The organism is Streptomyces sp. NPDC048291, from assembly GCF_043201715.1.
Lineage (GTDB): Bacteria > Actinomycetota > Actinomycetes > Streptomycetales > Streptomycetaceae > Streptomyces.
Map to the genome: position 1 here is coordinate 106338 of NZ_JBICZC010000008.1, position 15437 is coordinate 121774.

Here is a 15437-nt window from a genome sequence, read left to right on the forward strand (position 1 = left end):
ATGGGGGCGCGGGGAACTGCGCGACAAGCCCCCACCGGCCCGCAGGTACTCACCTACCCGAGCCACGCAACGCATCGGCATGCCCGTTCACCGGCTGAGGCGTCCCCGTGAAGTCCAGCACGAACAACGGCACCCCCAGAGCGTCGGCCCGCTCCCGTGCCTCCTCGGCGAACCCCGCAAGGGAGAAGTACACGCACCCCGAGTCCTCCGTCATCGCCGTCAGCCACAGGCACTCCACGTCCCGCCGCGAGGCCGGCTGCACGGTCGGGTCCACCTGGGCCACCAGCCCCCTGGCGGCCAGCCCGATGCCGGACGGGGGCCGCTGGTCGGCCCGCCGTATGTCCCGGTAGCCGAGCCAGCGCAGGTAGAGCACCGCCGCGGTGACCGCGTCCCGGGCGGTCCGGATCGTCACGGGGTGGAAGACGGGCCGGGGCCCGGGTCCGGGCTCGGGCTCCGCCGGCGGCGCGGACACGCCGCCGGCGACCGCGATGCGCAGCACCGCCCCGCACGGGCAGCCCAGCTCCGGCTGCGGCCACTGGTCCCGCCGGCCGCAGGAGCCGCAGCTCACCGTCACCCAGTCCGCGTCCCAGGCGCGGTGCGCCACCGGTGTCGGCCCGGCCGTGCCGTCGAGGCTCGGGGTGACCGGCGCGCCGCAGGCGCACGGGTACGACGGCGCGGTGTAGACGTGTTCGCGCCGACAGGCCGGACAGCGCACCGGCACGCTCTCGGACATGGCCCCACCTCAGGCATCGCGTCGGTTCAGCCGTCCCATGGTGCTCCCGCCGGGGCCCGGTTGTCCGTCCCTTGACGACGTTCGTCACCGCACCTACATTGATTTCAGATAGCAGAATTTAGTTTCCGTAATGCGGAAAAACTGAGGCAATGCTCACCGCGGGGCGCGACGGGAGCAGGCATCCGACAGCCGAAAGCAGGAGTTCTCGATGGCTCGTATGACCGCTGCCCGCGCGGCAGTTGAGATCCTCAGGCGCGAGGGCGTCACCGATGCGTTCGGTGTGCCCGGCGCGGCGATCAACCCCTTCTACGCGGCGCTCAAGGCCTCCGGCGGCATCCACCACACCCTCGCCCGCCATGTCGAGGGCGCCTCGCACATGGCCGAGGGCTACACCCGTGCGCACCCCGGGAACATCGGCGTCTGCATCGGCACCTCCGGACCGGCCGGCACCGACATGATCACCGGTCTGTACTCGGCCACCGGTGACTCCATCCCGATCCTCTGCATCACCGGCCAGGCCCCGACCGCGGTGATCCACAAGGAGGACTTCCAGGCCGTCGACATCGCCTCGATCGCCAAGCCGGTCACGAAGATGGCCATCACCGTGCTGGAGGCCGCCCAGGTTCCGGGCGTCTTCCAGCAGGCCTTCCACCTGATGCGCTCCGGCCGGCCGGGCCCGGTCCTGATCGACCTGCCGATCGACGTGCAGCTCACCGAGATCGAGTTCGACCCGGACACGTACGAGCCGCTGCCGGTCTACAGGCCGGCCGCCACCCGCGCCCAGATCGAGAAGGCGATCGGGATGCTGAACGCGTCCGAGCGTCCGCTGATCGTCGCGGGCGGCGGGGTCATCAACGCGGACGCCGCCGAACTCCTCGTCGAGTTCGCCGAGTTGACCGGCACCCCGGTCGTCCCGACCCTGATGGGCTGGGGTGTCCTCCCTGACGACCACGAGCTGAACGCCGGCATGGTGGGCCTGCAGACCTCGCACCGCTACGGCAACGCGACCTTCCTGGAGTCCGACTTCGTCCTCGGCATCGGCAACCGCTGGGCCAACCGCCACACCGGCCGGCTGGACGTCTACACGGCCGGCCGCACCTTCGTCCACGTGGACGTCGAGCCCACCCAGATCGGCAGGATCTTCGCCCCCGACTACGGCATCGCCTCCGACGCGAAGGCGGCCCTGCAGCTCTTCGTCGAGGTGGCACGGGAGTTGAAGGCCTCGGGCGGCCTTCCCGACCGCTCGCGGTGGGCGGCCTCGGCGCAGGAGAGGCGGGCGACCCTCCAGCGCCGTACCCACTTCGACGACATCCCGATCAAGCCGCAGCGCGTCTACGAGGAGATGAACAAGGCCTTCGGCCCGGAGACCCGGTACGTCTCCACGATCGGCCTCTCGCAGATCGCCGGCGCCCAGATGCTGCACGTCTTCCGGCCACGGCACTGGATCAACTGCGGTCAGGCGGGCCCGCTCGGCTGGACGGTGCCGGCCGCGTTGGGCGTGGCCAAGGCCGACCCGGAGGCGTCCGTCGTCGCCCTCTCCGGGGACTACGACTTCCAGTTCATGCTGGAGGAGCTCGCGGTCGGCGCGCAGCACAGGATCCCGTACGTCCACGTCCTGGTCAACAACTCCTACCTGGGCCTGATCCGGCAGGCGCAGCGGGCGTTCGACATCGACTTCCAGGTCAAGCTGGAGTTCGAGAACATCAACTCGCCCGAGCTGGGCGTCTACGGCGTCGACCACGTCAAGGTCGCCGAGGGCCTGGGCTGCAAGGCGATCCGGGTGACCGACCCGGCGGAGCTGGGCGCGGCCTTCGAGCAGGCCAAGAAGCTGGCCGCCGAGCACCGGGTGCCGGTCGTCGTGGAGGCGATCCTGGAGCGCGTCACCAACATCTCCATGTCGACGACCAACGACATCTCCAACGTGGTGGAGTTCGAGGAGATCGCGACCGAGCCCGGCCATGCGCCGACGTCGATCAGGACGCTGAAGGTCTGAGCCGGCCTGAGCGGGAGCGGGCGGTCCATCCGAGAGGATGGGCCGCCCGCTTCGCGCTGTCGGTGACCCGGTGCCCGCCGCCCCCGTGCCGGCGGGCACCGTGTGACGTGAATATGCCCCCTGACTGGGGCGGTTGAAGCATGTTGAACAGAGTTCAGAGCTTGATTTGAGGATCGGCCGGTCCGTTCGTCCCGGTACATTAGCTTTCGGGATGCTCGGTCAGACCCGGCCAGTCGTCCGGGCCGCCGCCCTGCCATTCGATGAGGTCGCTCTCCTCGACCTCGATCCGGTCCAGGTCGGCCAGCCGCAGGATCTCGATCACGTCGTCGAGGTGGGAGGCGATCCCCAGGGTCACGTCGCCCTCGGTGACCCGCCGGGAGCCGTCCAGGGCGGGGGAGTGCACGACGATGTGCGGGAACTCGGTCGGTGGATGTGCAGTCATGCCACCAGGCTCCTGCGGCCGGGGTGGAAACGCACGCCGAAGCGCCGGACGCGGGCGGTTCCGCGTCCGGCGCTTCGACGAGTCCGTGGGGCCCTCCGCCGTTGTGGCCGTCCGACGGCGCGAGGCTGGGCGCGACAGGACGTTCGCGCCGCCGGACGGGGTTCGGGGGGTGTGGCTGGGACCGCGGCGGGTGCGACGGAGCCGGGGCGTCCTTCCCTCTGGTCGAGAAGAACGCTCGGTTCCTTCACCACCGCACTGGCTCGCACGCCGCCGCGGTCCTCGCCCCGCCCGCGCGCCGACACCGACCGGCCACCCCTCATCCGGGCCGGTCGGCCGCCGCGGGCCGTTCGTGGGGTCAGTCCTCGCGCAGGTCGCGGACCGCCTCCGCCACGCGCCTGCCGTACTCCGGGTCGGCGGCGTGGAAGTGGGCCAGGTTCTTCTCGATCACGTCGTCGCGGGAGACCTGCGAGAGGCTGCCGGCGATGTTCGCCACCAGGCGCCGCCTCTCCTCCGCGGGCATCAGGCGGTACAGCTCGCCCGCCTGGGAGAAGTCGTCGTCCTTGGTGTGCGGCGGGGCCTCGTGGGCGCCCTTGTGGCCGGTCACGGCGAGCGGCGCCGAGAGCGGGCGGCCGGTCTCCGCCGGGCCGTCGTAGGAGTTCGGCTCGTAGTTCTTCGCGTACCGGCCCTGGCGGTTGACGGCCATGAGGCCGTCCCGGCCGTAGTTCCGTGCGGTCGCCGCCCTCGGGGCGTTGACGGCCGGCAGGGTGTGGTTGACGCCGAGGCGGTAGCGGTGCGCGTCCGGGTAGGCGAACAGCCGGCCCTGGAGCATCTTGTCGGGGGAGGGGCCGATGCCCGGCACGAAGTTGTTCGGCGAGAACGCGGCCTGCTCGACCTCGGCGAAGACGTTGTCCGGGTTGCGGTCCAGGACCAGGCGGCCGACCCGCCGGAGCGGGTGGTCCCGGTGCGGCCAGACCTTGGTCAGGTCGAAGGAGTTGAAGCGGTAGTCCGCCGCCTCGGCCGCGGGCATGATCTGCACGTACAGGGTCCAGGACGGGTGCACGCCCCGCTCGATGGCCTGGAACAGGTCCGTCTGGTGCGAGTTCGGGTCCTTGCCCGCGAGCTCCGCCGCCTGCTCGGCGCTCAGGCTGCGCACGCCCTGGTTGGTCTTGAAGTGGTACTTGACGAAGAAGGCCTCGCCCTCGGCGTTCGTCCACTGGTAGGTGTGCGACCCGTAGCCGTTCATGTGGCGGTACGACGCCGGGATGCCGCGGTCGCCCATCAGCCAGGTCACCTGGTGCGTGGCCTCGGGGGAGTGCGCCCAGAAGTCCCAGACGCTGTCCGGCTCCTGACGGCCCGATGGGGGCACCTCCCACGCCCTTTCGGGCAGCGGGGGAGGGTCGCGCTTCCGCGAGTGGATGAAGTCGGGGAACTTGATCGGGTCCTTGACGAAGAACACCGGGGTGTTGTTCCCGACGAGGTCGTAATTGCCCTCTTCGGTATAGAACTTGACGGCGAAGCCACGCGGGTCGCGGACGGCGTCGGCGCCGCCGAGGGAGTCGGCGACCGTCGAGAAGCGAAGGAAGACCTCGGTGCGCCGGCCGACCGTGCTCAGGAAGTCGGTGTGGGTGAAGCCGGTGACGTCGTCGGTCACCTCGAAGTAGCCGTACGCGCCGCTGCCGCGGGCGTGCACCACGCGCTCCGGGATCCGCTCGCGGTTGAAGCGCGCGAGCTTCTCGATCAGGTGCTGGTCCTGGAGCAGGAGCGGGCCGCCGATGCCGGCGGAGGCGGAGTTCTGGTTGTCGGCGACCGGGGCGCCGGACTCGGTGGTGAGCACGCGCTGCGACATCGTGGGCCTTCCATGCGGGTGGCAGCGGAAAATGGTTTCCGCTTCGTGGAGCCTTCTTGGAGCCTAGGAGTGGTTCGGTCAGGGCGTCAACAGTTTGTTGAAGTGGTTTCCGGGCGGCGCCGGCGCCTGGGCGCGACAGGACAGTTGTCGGCGCCGACGCCGCCCGGAAGTCAGGGGGGTGCGGCTCAGACCCGCGTGCCGGAGAGGCGCTCCACCGCGCGCAGCAGCGCCGAGTGGTCCAGGCCGCCGTCGCCCTGCGCACGCAGGGACGCGACCAGCTGCGCCACCACGGCGCCGACGGGCAGGGCGGCGCCCACGTTGCGGGCCGCGTCCGTGACGATGCCCATGTCCTTGTGGTGCAGGTCGATGCGGAAGCCCGGCTTGAAGTCGCGGTTCAGGAAGTTGTCCTTCTTCCGCGTCAGCACGGTCGAACCGGCCAGGCCGCCGTTCAGCACGTCCAGCGCGGCCGCCAGGTCCACGCCGGACTTCTCCAGGAAGACCACGGCCTCGGCGCACGCCTGGATGTTGACGGCGACGATCAGCTGGTTGGCGGCCTTCACGGTCTGGCCGGAGCCGTGCGGACCGCACAGCACGATGGTCCTGCCCAGCGCCTCGAAGAGGGGCTTCGCGATGTCGAAGTCGGCCCGCTCGCCGCCGACCATGATGGAGAGCACCGCCTCGACGGCACCGGCCTCACCGCCGGACACGGGCGCGTCGAGCACCCGGATGCCCCGGTCCCGCGCCGCCTTGGCCAGGTCGACCGAGGTCTGCGGGGTGATGGACGACATGTCGATCAGGAGCGCGCCGGACCGCGCGTTCTCCAGGATGCCGTCCGGACCGTACGCGATGGCCTCGACCTGCGGCGACGCGGGGACCATGGTGACGACCACGTCCGCGTCCCGCACCGCGGCGGCGATCGAGCCGGCCACGGTGCCGCCGGCGGCGGCCAGCCGGTCCAGCTTGTCCTGCTCCAGCGTGAAGCCGGTGACGTCGTAACCCGCCTTGATCAGGTTCTCGGACATCGGGGAGCCCATGATGCCGAGGCCTATCCAGGCGACCTTGGGGAGGGTGTTGCTCATAGGGGGTGCCTCTCTGACTGCTGTGTCACGTCTGCTGCTCGGCGGGCGTCGGTGAATTCAGCCCGTCCGGCGTTCGAGGACGAGGCCGAAGGCCGAAGCGGGGGTCCGGGGGCGGCAGCCCCCGGGGACGGTCACCTCAACGCGCGGCGCGCTGTTCCACCGGCAGCCAGCCGAAGGCGTCCCCGCTCGGGCGGTCGCCCGCCTTGTACTCCAGGCCCACCCAGCCGTCGTACCCGGCCTTCCGCAGCCGGTCGAGGAGGTCCGCCAGCGGCAGCGTCCCCGTGCCCGGGGCGCCGCGGCCGGGGTTGTCGGCGATCTGGACGTGGCCGGTCCTCGCGGCGTACCGCTCGATCACCGACGGGAGGTCCTCGCCGTTCATCGACAGGTGGTAGAGGTCCATCAGGAAGCGGGCGTTGCCCAGTCCCGTGGCCTCGTTCACCCTGTCGACGACCTCGACCGCGGCCGGGGCCGACACCAGCGGGTACCGCGGCGACTCGGGCTCGTTGAGCGCCTCGATCAGCAGGACCGCGCCGATCCGGTCCGCCGCGCGCGCCGCGAGCGTCAGGTTCTCCAGGGCCAGCGCGTCCTGCTCGGCCGGATCCACGCCGTCGACGCGGTTTCCGTACAGCGCGTTGAGGGCCGTACAGCCGAGCGACCGGGCGAAGCCCGCCGCCACGTCGATGTTGGCGCGGAACCTCTCCGACTCCGCGCCCGGGACCGACAGGGCGCCCCGGTCGGGTCCTGGCAGCTGCCCGGCGTAGAAGTTCAGGCCGGTCAGCCGGACGCCCGCGTCCTCGATCGCCCGCTTCAGCGCGTCCAGCTCGGAGCGCTCGGGGGTGGGGGAGTCGACCCAGGGCCACCACAGCTCGACCGCCGAGAAGCCGGCCGCGGCGGCGGCCGCGGGGCGCTCCAGGAGCGGGAGTTCCGTGAAGAGGATCGACAGGTTGACGTTGAAGCGCTGCTCTGCAAATCCCATGCGGGTCGCGCTCCCTTCCGCTGCCTAGTGGGTTCGTTGAAATTCCGTATTACGGAAGTTGCTTTCTGCTTAATGGAAGACTGCCTGTGCCTGAGGAGGGCTGTCAAGAGCGCCCGCGCAAAACCGGCGCCCTACCCTGAAGGCATGGCTCGGTCCAACGACGAGGTGGCGGCCCTGCTCCAGGAGTACGCCGACCTGATCTCGATCACCGGCGGCGACGCTTTCAAGGCGCGGGTCTACGAGAAGGCCGCCCGGTCGGTCGGCGGCCACCACGCCGACGTCGCCACGCTCGACCTCAAGGGGCTGCAGGAGATCCCGAACGTCGGGAAGTCGATCGCCCGGAAGGTCCGCGAGTACTTCGACAGCGGCACGGTGGCCGCCGTCGAGGAGCTGCGGGCGAGGATCCCGGACGGGGTACGGCGGCTGACGGCCGTCCCCACCCTCGGCCCGAAGAAGGCCATGGCGGTCTACGAGGAACTGGGCGTCTCGTCGGTGGACGAACTCGCCGCCGCCATCCGCGACGAACGGCTGCGCGACCTCAAGGGCTTCGGGCCGAAGACCGAGGAGAACATCCTGCACGGCATCGAACTGCTCCGGTCCTCCGGCGGACGGGTGCAGATCGACGTGGCCATGGAGCTGGCCGAGGACGTCGTCGGCGCCCTCTCCGCCGCGACCGGCTGCGAGCGGTGCGCCTACGCCGGCTCGCTGCGCCGGATGCGCGAGACCATCGGCGACATCGACATCCTCGCGGCGGCGGCGGACTCGGCGCCCCTCATGCGGGCGTTCACCGCACTGCCGTACGTCACCGAGGTCATCGGGCAGGGCGGGACCAAGACCTCCGTGCGCACCGGCAAGGGGCTCAACGTCGACCTGCGGGTCGTGCCGCCGGACTCGTGGGGCGCCGCGCTGCAGTACTTCACCGGCTCGAAGGCCCACAACATCCGCACCCGCGAGATCGCGGTGCACCAGAAGCTCAAGCTCTCCGAGTACGGCCTCTTCGACGCCGAGAGCGGCGAGAAGATCGTCTCCGCGACCGAGGAGGAGGTGTACGCGCGCCTCGGCCTGCCCTGGATCCCGCCGCCGCTGCGCGAGGACCGCGGCGAGATCGAGGCCGGGCTCCGCGACGAGCTGCCCGACCTGGTCAGCGAGGCCGACCTGCGCGGTGACCTGCACACCCACACCGACCTCACCGACGGCCTCGCCCCCCTTGAGGAGATGGCCGAGGCCGCCGCCGGGCGCGGCTACGCCTACTACGCGATCACCGACCACGCGCCCGACCTGGTCATGCAGCGGATGACCGACGAGCGGATGCTGGCCCAGCGGGAACGGGTGCGCGAACTCGACGGCACCTATCCCACCAGGGGCCGGCGCGGCGGGCTGCGGCTGCTGCACGGCACCGAGCTGAACATCGGCCCCGAGGGCAAGGTGGACTGGCCGGGCGACTTCCTCGCCGGGTTCGACCTGTGCGTGGCCTCGGTCCACTCGCACTTCAGACAGAGCCGCGAGGCCCTGACCCGGCGGCTCGTCCGCGCCTGCGAGAACCCGTACGTGAACATCATCGGCCACCCCACCACCCGCCTCATCGGCAAGCGGCCCGGCATCGACGCCGACCTCGACGCGGTCTTCGAGGCGTGCGCCCGCACCGGCACGGCCCTGGAGATCAACGCCCACCCGCACCGGCTCGACCTGCGCGACGAGGACATCCTGCGGGCCCGCCGGCACGGCGTGCGGTTCGCCGTGAACAGCGACGCCCACGCCGTCCCGCACCTCGCGAACATGCGCTACGGCATCGGCACCGCCCAGCGCGGCTGGCTCACCGCGGACGACGTGATCAACACCTGGCCGGAGCGGCGGCTGCGGAGCTTCCTGCGCAAGGGCCGGTGAGCCGGGAGGACGCCGGTCAGTGCTGGGTGTTGGTGGCCCAGACCGGGGTCGATCCGGCGTAGATCACCACGTTGCCGTCGCCCTGGACCCTGAGGATCGCGCCGTTGTGGCCGGGGGTCTGGCTGGCCCAGACAGGACGGCTGTCGGAGGTGTAGACGACGAGGTTTCCGTCCGCCTGGAAGACCGCCTGGTAGTTGGAACCGAAGGTCATGGTGGCCCAACGGGCCTTGTTGTGCTCGTCGTACACGACGAGGTTGCCGTCGGTCTGCATACGCAGCCGGGCCTTCTTCGCCTCGATGGACTGACCGGCCCTGAGCACCCGGGTGGCCGTGACGAGGACGTCCGAGGGAAGGGTGGACTCCGCGGTCGACTTCGTCCCGGACTTGCTCGTCGTGGCGGGCTTCTTCGTCTGCGTCTTCGCCGGTGCGGCGGGCTTCTTCGGCGCGGCCGTCGTCGGCTTCGCCGCCGGATGCGCCACGACCGTCTTCGCGGGGGAGGGGCGGTGCGTGGCCGGCTTCGGCTTGACGGAGGGGGTGGACGGGGCGGGAGTGGAGGGAGCGGAGGAGGCGTACCCGGCTCCGGGGTCCTGTGTCGCGTCGCCGCCGAGGACGGTGCCCGCCTGGTCGGCGACGACCCGGTCGTGGCCCTCCGGTGCCCGGTCCCGGCTCGTCAGCAGCACCGGTACCGTGATCAGCAGCGCGCCGAGCACCGCAGCCCCGGCCAGCAGCGGGCGGCCCGGACGGCCCACGGACACGGCCGCCGTACCGCCGCCGGGGGCGGACCCGTCCGCCTCGGGGACGCTCGCGGCGAGCACCTGGGCCGGGGCCTCGGCCTCGGCGCCCTCCGCGCGCGCCGGTCCGGCGGACGGGGGTTCCCCGCCGCCGGGCCCCGCGAGGGCGGGCGCTTCCGCCACGGTCCCCGCCGTCGGGGCCGCCACGGGGTCCGACTCCTCCTGCGCCACGGACTCCGCCGAGACGACCCCCCGCGTCCTCGGGGACCCCGACCGGGTTCCGGGCTCCCGGCCGACCGTGCTTCCCGGCGCGGGATCCGGCGCCCCCGGGCCCGCCCCCGCCGCCCCCGTGGTCACGGGTGCCGTTTCCGCCGGGCCCGCCGCCGTCGCCTCCCCGGCCGTGGCGCCGGCCGCCGCGGGCTCCGCCGCCGAGGTCTGCTCCGCCTTCGTTCTCGCGGCCGGTCCGGTCCCGTCTGTCATCAGCCCTGTCCGCCTCGTCCGCTCGGTGGTCCGTCGTACGCCAGAGTGAGTAATCCTATTCACGCACGGATGCCAACGGCGGTTCAGTTTCTCAGTGTTAACAATCATGACGGGTAACTCGCCGTGCTGGTAAGGGTGTTGTGCAACGGCCCATAATTCGCGGTACGGCTTCCCGCGCCGTACCGGCTGCCACCGGCCCCTCCGTGGCCGTTCCGCACGCCGGACCGGAGTGGGAACGCGCGTACGGAGACGGCATGATGGGGTGGCCGCCCGACGGGTGCCGACACGAGGAGGTCAGCTGAGTGCGCCAGGTACTGACGGTCTGTCCGGAGGGCACCGGGGACGCCCGGACGATCGGCGAGGCCCTGGCCAGGGCGCGCGGCGGGGCGGTGCTGAGTGTGCGCCCGGGGACGTACGAGGAGAACCTCGTCGTCACCACCCGGGTCACCATCGTCGCCGAACAGTCGCGCGGTACCGTCCGGTTGGCCCCCCGCAAGGGCACCGTCATCTCGCTGCGGGCGGACGCGGTGATGCTGACCGACCTGGTGGTACAGGGGCACGACGAGGAACTGCCGGCCGTGGACGCCTCGCACGGACAGGCCGCGATGCAGGGCTGTGACCTGTCCGGCGCCTCGTGGGCGACCGTGCTGGCGCGCAGCTCCGGCTCGCTGGCCATGCGGGAGTGCCGGATATCCAACCGTACCGGCGCGGGTGTCGTGGTGACCTCGCCGACGGAGAGCTCACTGGAGTCGTGCACCCTCGAACACTTCGGCACCAGCGGCGTGGTGATCGGCGAACGCGGCCGGGCGACGCTGCGCGGCTGCACGGTGCGGGACGCGCGCGGCAACGGCGTCCTCGCCAACGGCGACGCCCAGGGCTCCGTCGAGGACTGCGACCTGGCCTCCACCGACAAGCCGTCGCTGGCCCTGGAGGAGCGCAGCGCGGTACGGGTGCTGCGCACCGTCATCCGCGACACCTCGATCGGCGTGCACGTGACCAGCGCGGCCCGCTGCGAGCTGGAGGAGGTGCGGGTCACCGGCAGCAGCGGACCCGGCATCATCGTCTCGCACGGCGCCGACCCGGTGCTGCGCCGCTGCCGCACCGCCCGCACCGCGGGCAACGGCCTGCTGGTGACGGACCGTTCGCGCGGTACCTACGAGGACTGCTGGCTGACCGGCGCCCAGCTGCCGGCGCTGCGGGTGGCCGGGGCCTCCTCGCCCACCCTCACCTCGCTGACCGTCCGGGACGGCGAGGCCGACGGCGTGCTCCTGGAGGAGGACGCGGCGGCCGAGCTGGAGCGGGTGGAGATCGTCGACGTCAAGGGCGCCGGTGTGGTGATCCAGTCAGGCGCCAACCCGCTGGTGCGCCGCGCCCGGATCACCGGCGCCGGCGGGGTCGGCGTGTCGGTGCGCGACGGCGGTCGCGGCCGGGTGGAGGACTGCACGGTGGAGGCGCCGGGCGGCGCGGGCGCGGGTGTCGCGACCGGCGGCAACGTCTACCTCGCCGGATTCCGGGTGAACAACCCGGGCGGCGCGGGCCTGGAGATCGGTGGCGAGGGCACCGCGGCGATCCGCGACGGCGAGCTGGTCTCGGCCGGCGCCTGCGGCGTACTCGTCGACACCGGTGGCGAGCTGACCGCGAACCGGGTGCGGGTCGCAGCCGCCGCCGAGCACGGCTTCCTGGTCCGCGACGGCGGCCGGGCCTCCCTGAACGGCTGCGAGGCGGCCGGCAGCGAACGCGACGGCATCCGGGTCGAGTCCGAGGCACCGGTGTCCGTGGTGGGCTGCACGGTCCGGGACAACCGGGGCGGCGGCCTGGTGCAGGCCAAGGCGGGCGGCCGGCTGGCGGTGGAGAACCTCACCAGCACCGGCAACGAGTCCCGGGACGCCTGGGGCTTCGGCGAGGCCGAGGGCACCGATCCGGCGGGGACCGTGCCCGCCTCGGAGGGGCCCGGACGGCCGGACGGGCCGATGGCCGCGCTGGAGGGACTGATCGGCCTCGACAACGTCAAGGAACAGGTCCGCACCCTGGTCAACCTCACCCAGCTGGCCCGGCGCCGCGCCCAACTCGGCATGTCCGCCCCGCCGATGAGCCGGCACCTGGTCTTCGCCGGCCCGCCCGGCACCGGCAAGACCACCGTGGCCCGCCTCTACGGCACGATCCTCGCCGAGCTCGGGGCCCTGCGCTCCGGGCACCTGGTCGAGGTCTCCCGCGCCGACCTGGTCGCCCAGGTCATCGGCGGCACCGCCATCAAGACCACGGAGGCCTTCGAACGGGCCCTGGGCGGTGTCCTGTTCGTCGACGAGGCGTACACCCTCACCTCCGACTCCCGCGGCTCCGGCGCCGACTTCGGCCGGGAAGCGGTGGACACCCTGCTCAAGCTGATGGAGGACCACCGCGACGACGTGGTGGTCGTGGTGGCGGGCTACTCCGACGAGATGCGCAGCTTCCTCGGCTCCAACCCGGGTCTCGCGTCCCGTTTCTCACGGACCGTCGAGTTCGAGAACTACTCGGTGCCCGAGCTGGTGGAGATCATGGAGAGCATGTGCGTACGCCACCAGTACGTGCTCGACGAGGAGACCCGCCGGGCGCTCGCGGTGCACTTCGAACGGATGCCGAAGGACGCCGGGTTCGGCAACGGCCGTGCGGCGCGGCAGGTGTTCGAGGAGATGGTGGACCGGCAGGCGGTGCGGCTGGCCGCGCTGGCCGACGTGACCGAGCAGGACCTCTCCCTGCTGCTGCCCCAGGACATCAGCGAGGAGGCGGCCCGGCAGGCGGCCGAGGGGCCGAACGCCGCCGACGCCGGCGACGACGCGCTGAGCAGGCTGGACGCGCTGGTCGGGCTCTCCGCGGTGAAGCGGGACGTCACCGACCTGGTCAACCTGGTCTCGACGGCCCGGCAGCGCGAGGCCGCCGGACTTCCGGTGCCCCGGCTCAGCCACCACCTGGTCTTCACCGGCCCGCCCGGCACCGGCAAGACCACCGTGGCCCGCCTCTACGGCGAACTCCTCGTCTCGCTCGGCGTGCTGCCGCGCGGCCAGCTGGTCGAGGTGTCCCGCGCCGACCTGGTCGGCCGCTACGTCGGCCATACCGCCCAGCTGACCCGGGAGGTCTTCGAACGGGCCCTGGGCGGCGTGCTGTTCGTCGACGAGGCGTACACCCTCACCCCGCGCGAGGCGTCCGGCGCGGACTTCGGCCGGGAGGCCGTGGACACCCTGCTGAAGCTGATGGAGGACCACCGCGACCAGGTGGTCGTCATCGTCGCCGGCTACACCCAGGAGATGGAGACGTTCCTGGCCTCCAACCCCGGCCTGTCCTCCAGGTTCTCGCGCCGGGTGGAGTTCGCCGACTACTCCTCCGACGAGCTGGTCACCATCGTCCGCCAGCACGCGGTGCAGCTGGGGTACGAGTGCGCCGCCGGGCTCGGACCGGTGCTGCGGCAGCACTTCGACACGCTGCCCCGCGACCGGTCGTTCGGCAACGCGCGCACCGCCCGCCAGGTGCTGGAGCGGATGATGACCCGCCAGGCGGGCCGGCTCAGCCGACTGGCCGCCCCCAGCCTCGACGACCTGCGTCTGCTGCTCCCGGAGGACCTCACCGACCCCGCGGGCCCGGCCTCCGCCGCCTCCTCCACCTCCACCGGGGCGGCCCGGGCATGACGACGACACACGGGACCGGTCAGGACGCGGCACGCGAGATGGAGGCGGCGCCGACAGCCACGGCCGCCGGTGTGGTCCGGCGGGGCACCGTCCGTCATGTGCGTCCGCTCGCCGCCGCTCTGGTGCTGACGGCCGTTCTGAGCGCGGCCGGCGCCGGGGCCGCGACGGCGGCCGGGAGCACGGTCCGGCTGCCGGTGCTGCCCGCACGGGTGGACGCCGGAAAGCCGTGCACGGCGGGCTCGGACCAGCGGGCCGCCGACGTGCCCTGGGAGCAGGTCTCCCTCCAGCTCGACCGGACCTGGCAGGTCGCATCGGGCACCGGGGTGACCGTCGGCGTGGTCGACACCGGGGTCTCCGCCACCGCGCCCGCGCTGAAGGGGCGCGTGACAGCGGTCGGTGACGCCGGGACCGACTGTGTGGGACACGGCACCTTCGTGGCCGGTCTGGTGGCCGCCGCCGTACGGGACGGTGTGCGGTTCGCGGGTGTGGCGCAGCAGGCCCGCATCCTCGCCGTGCGCGGCAGCGACGCCCGGGGGGCGGTCACCGCCGAGCGGGTCGCGGCCGGTATCCGGGCCGCCGTCGAGGGCGGTGCGCAGGTGGTCGCGGTGTCGGCGGCGCTGGGCAGCGACACCGCGGGGCTGCGGGCGGCCGTGGCGCTGGCCCAGAAGAAGGACGTCCTGGTGGTCGCCGCCGCCGTGCCGGACGAGCCGGCGACGGCCACGTCGCAGAGTCCGCCCGCCCGCGACTACTACCCGGCCGCGGACGACGGTGTGCTCTCCGTCCTCGACGTGGACGTCGACGGCGCGCGGCCGGCCGGCGCGTACACCACCGACAGCGCGCAACTCGCCGCGCCGGGCGACGGCGTGGTCGGCATCGGCCCGGCGAAGGACGGCCACTACATCGGCTCCGGGGCGTCGCTGGCCGCCGGGTTCGTGGCGGGGGCGGCGGCGCTGGTGCGCTCCGTCCACCCGGAGCTGACGGCCGCGCAGACGGCGAGCCTGCTGCGGTCGTCCGCGTACCCGGCCGACGTGCCGCGCCTCGATCCGTACGCGGCGGTCACCTCGGTCCTCACCGCCACCGCAGCTGCCCCTGACCGGGACGCCGCCGCCCCCGGTGCTCCCGTGCGCATGCCGGCCGACCAGGCGGCCGGACCACTCCGCCGCGCCCTGTGGCCCGCGTCGGCCGGCCTCGCCGTGATCGTCGCGGTGGTCTGGGCGGGCCTGGTCATCCCCCGCGGCCGCCGGCTGGGCTGGCGCCCGTCCGCCCGGCGGAGCGCGGCCGCGGCGGGCCCGGCGGGCGCGGGCGGGGGCCCGGAAGCCTGACGGCCTTCGGGGGCGCCGAGGCTTTCGCAGGCGCCGAGCCGGTCGGTGGGCACCTGCGGGCCGGTGGGGGCTGGTCGCGCAGTTCCCCGCGCCCCTGGGTCGGCTGCCGATGGCCCGGCTGGCAGCGTCCGATCGGACACCGGGAGCTGTGCCTGGGTCGGTTGCCGACGGTCGTATTCGGGCACCGTCCGGTTCCTGCTCGATCGGGCACCGCCCAGCGCCTGCCAGGCACCGTCCGCCTCCTGCCCGGATTACCTCAGGCCGACCTCCGACCGCCGACCGCCGACCGCCGG

The 15437-nt window shown here is 72.8% G+C and carries 10 protein-coding genes; 4 read left to right on the top strand and 6 right to left on the bottom strand.

Features of this window, described 5'->3' with window-relative positions:
- Window positions 1-49: 49 nt before the first annotated feature.
- Window positions 50-733, bottom strand: coding sequence for a hypothetical protein (locus ACGF5O_RS22575; RefSeq protein ID WP_393811659.1), 684 nt, complete (start codon window positions 731-733; stop codon window positions 50-52).
- 208 nt (window positions 734-941) lie between these two features.
- On the opposite strand from ACGF5O_RS22575, the gene gcl reads away from it, so the two are divergent.
- Window positions 942-2726, top strand: coding sequence for a glyoxylate carboligase (gene gcl / locus ACGF5O_RS22580; protein ID WP_393811660.1), 1785 nt, complete (start codon window positions 942-944; stop codon window positions 2724-2726).
- Window positions 2727-2925: 199 nt separating this feature from the next.
- Here gcl and ACGF5O_RS22585 read toward each other — a convergent pair whose 3' ends face one another.
- The 4 genes from ACGF5O_RS22585 to ACGF5O_RS22600 all read right to left on the bottom strand — a co-directional run bounded on the left by ACGF5O_RS22585 (window position 2926) and on the right by ACGF5O_RS22600 (window position 7069).
- A complete protein-coding gene (locus tag ACGF5O_RS22585) occupies window positions 2926-3168 on the bottom strand; it encodes a hypothetical protein (RefSeq protein ID WP_393811661.1) in 243 nt (80 codons plus the stop codon).
- Between the two features lie 355 nt (window positions 3169-3523).
- Window positions 3524-5014 carry a catalase gene (locus ACGF5O_RS22590; protein WP_393811662.1) on the bottom strand — a complete coding sequence of 497 codons (1491 nt, stop codon included), beginning with the start codon at window positions 5012-5014 and terminating at the stop codon, window positions 3524-3526.
- Window positions 5015-5199: 185 nt separating this feature from the next.
- The gene (locus tag ACGF5O_RS22595) at window positions 5200-6093 is read right to left on the bottom strand and encodes a 2-hydroxy-3-oxopropionate reductase (RefSeq protein ID WP_393811663.1); all 894 of its coding nucleotides are present in this window, start codon (window positions 6091-6093) and stop codon (window positions 5200-5202) included.
- A 136-nt stretch (window positions 6094-6229) separates the two neighbouring features.
- Window positions 6230-7069 carry a TIM barrel protein gene (locus tag ACGF5O_RS22600; protein ID WP_393811664.1) on the bottom strand — a complete coding sequence of 280 codons (840 nt, stop codon included), beginning with the start codon at window positions 7067-7069 and terminating at the stop codon, window positions 6230-6232.
- A 144-nt stretch (window positions 7070-7213) separates the two neighbouring features.
- Here ACGF5O_RS22600 and polX point away from each other — a divergent pair, with 144 nt between their 5' ends.
- The gene (polX, locus tag ACGF5O_RS22605; RefSeq protein ID WP_393811665.1) at window positions 7214-8953 is read left to right on the top strand and encodes a DNA polymerase/3'-5' exonuclease PolX; all 1740 of its coding nucleotides are present in this window, start codon (window positions 7214-7216) and stop codon (window positions 8951-8953) included.
- A 16-nt stretch (window positions 8954-8969) separates the two neighbouring features.
- Here the strand turns inward: polX and ACGF5O_RS22610 are convergent, their stop codons facing one another.
- Window positions 8970-10163: a hypothetical protein gene (locus tag ACGF5O_RS22610; protein ID WP_393811666.1), complete on the bottom strand. Its 1194-nt coding sequence runs from the start codon at window positions 10161-10163 to the stop codon at window positions 8970-8972.
- Between the two features lie 302 nt (window positions 10164-10465).
- On the opposite strand from ACGF5O_RS22610, the gene ACGF5O_RS22615 reads away from it, so the two are divergent.
- On the top strand, window positions 10466-13822 hold the full coding sequence (locus tag ACGF5O_RS22615) for a right-handed parallel beta-helix repeat-containing protein (RefSeq protein ID WP_393811667.1): 3357 nt from the start codon (window positions 10466-10468) through the stop codon (window positions 13820-13822).
- A 38-nt stretch (window positions 13823-13860) separates the two neighbouring features.
- Complete coding sequence (locus tag ACGF5O_RS22620; RefSeq protein ID WP_393811927.1) at window positions 13861-15144, top strand: S8 family serine peptidase; 1284 nt, start codon at window positions 13861-13863, stop codon at window positions 15142-15144.
- The last annotated feature ends 293 nt before the right edge of the window (window positions 15145-15437 follow it).

Bases quoted from the DNA above. Each gene is read 5' to 3' on its own strand.
- ACGF5O_RS22575 (WP_393811659.1), bottom strand. From the start codon at position 733: ATGTCCGAGAGCGTGCCGGTGCGCTGTCCGGCCTGTCGGCGCGAACAC.
- gcl (WP_393811660.1), top strand. From the start codon at position 942: ATGGCTCGTATGACCGCTGCCCGCGCGGCAGTTGAGATCCTCAGGCGC.
- ACGF5O_RS22585 (WP_393811661.1), bottom strand. From the start codon at position 3,168: ATGACTGCACATCCACCGACCGAGTTCCCGCACATCGTCGTGCACTCC.
- ACGF5O_RS22590 (WP_393811662.1), bottom strand. From the start codon at position 5,014: ATGTCGCAGCGCGTGCTCACCACCGAGTCCGGCGCCCCGGTCGCCGAC.
- ACGF5O_RS22595 (WP_393811663.1), bottom strand. From the start codon at position 6,093: ATGAGCAACACCCTCCCCAAGGTCGCCTGGATAGGCCTCGGCATCATG.
- ACGF5O_RS22600 (WP_393811664.1), bottom strand. From the start codon at position 7,069: ATGGGATTTGCAGAGCAGCGCTTCAACGTCAACCTGTCGATCCTCTTC.
- polX (WP_393811665.1), top strand. From the start codon at position 7,214: ATGGCTCGGTCCAACGACGAGGTGGCGGCCCTGCTCCAGGAGTACGCC.
- ACGF5O_RS22610 (WP_393811666.1), bottom strand. From the start codon at position 10,163: ATGACAGACGGGACCGGACCGGCCGCGAGAACGAAGGCGGAGCAGACC.
- ACGF5O_RS22620 (WP_393811927.1), top strand. From the start codon at position 13,861: ATGGAGGCGGCGCCGACAGCCACGGCCGCCGGTGTGGTCCGGCGGGGC.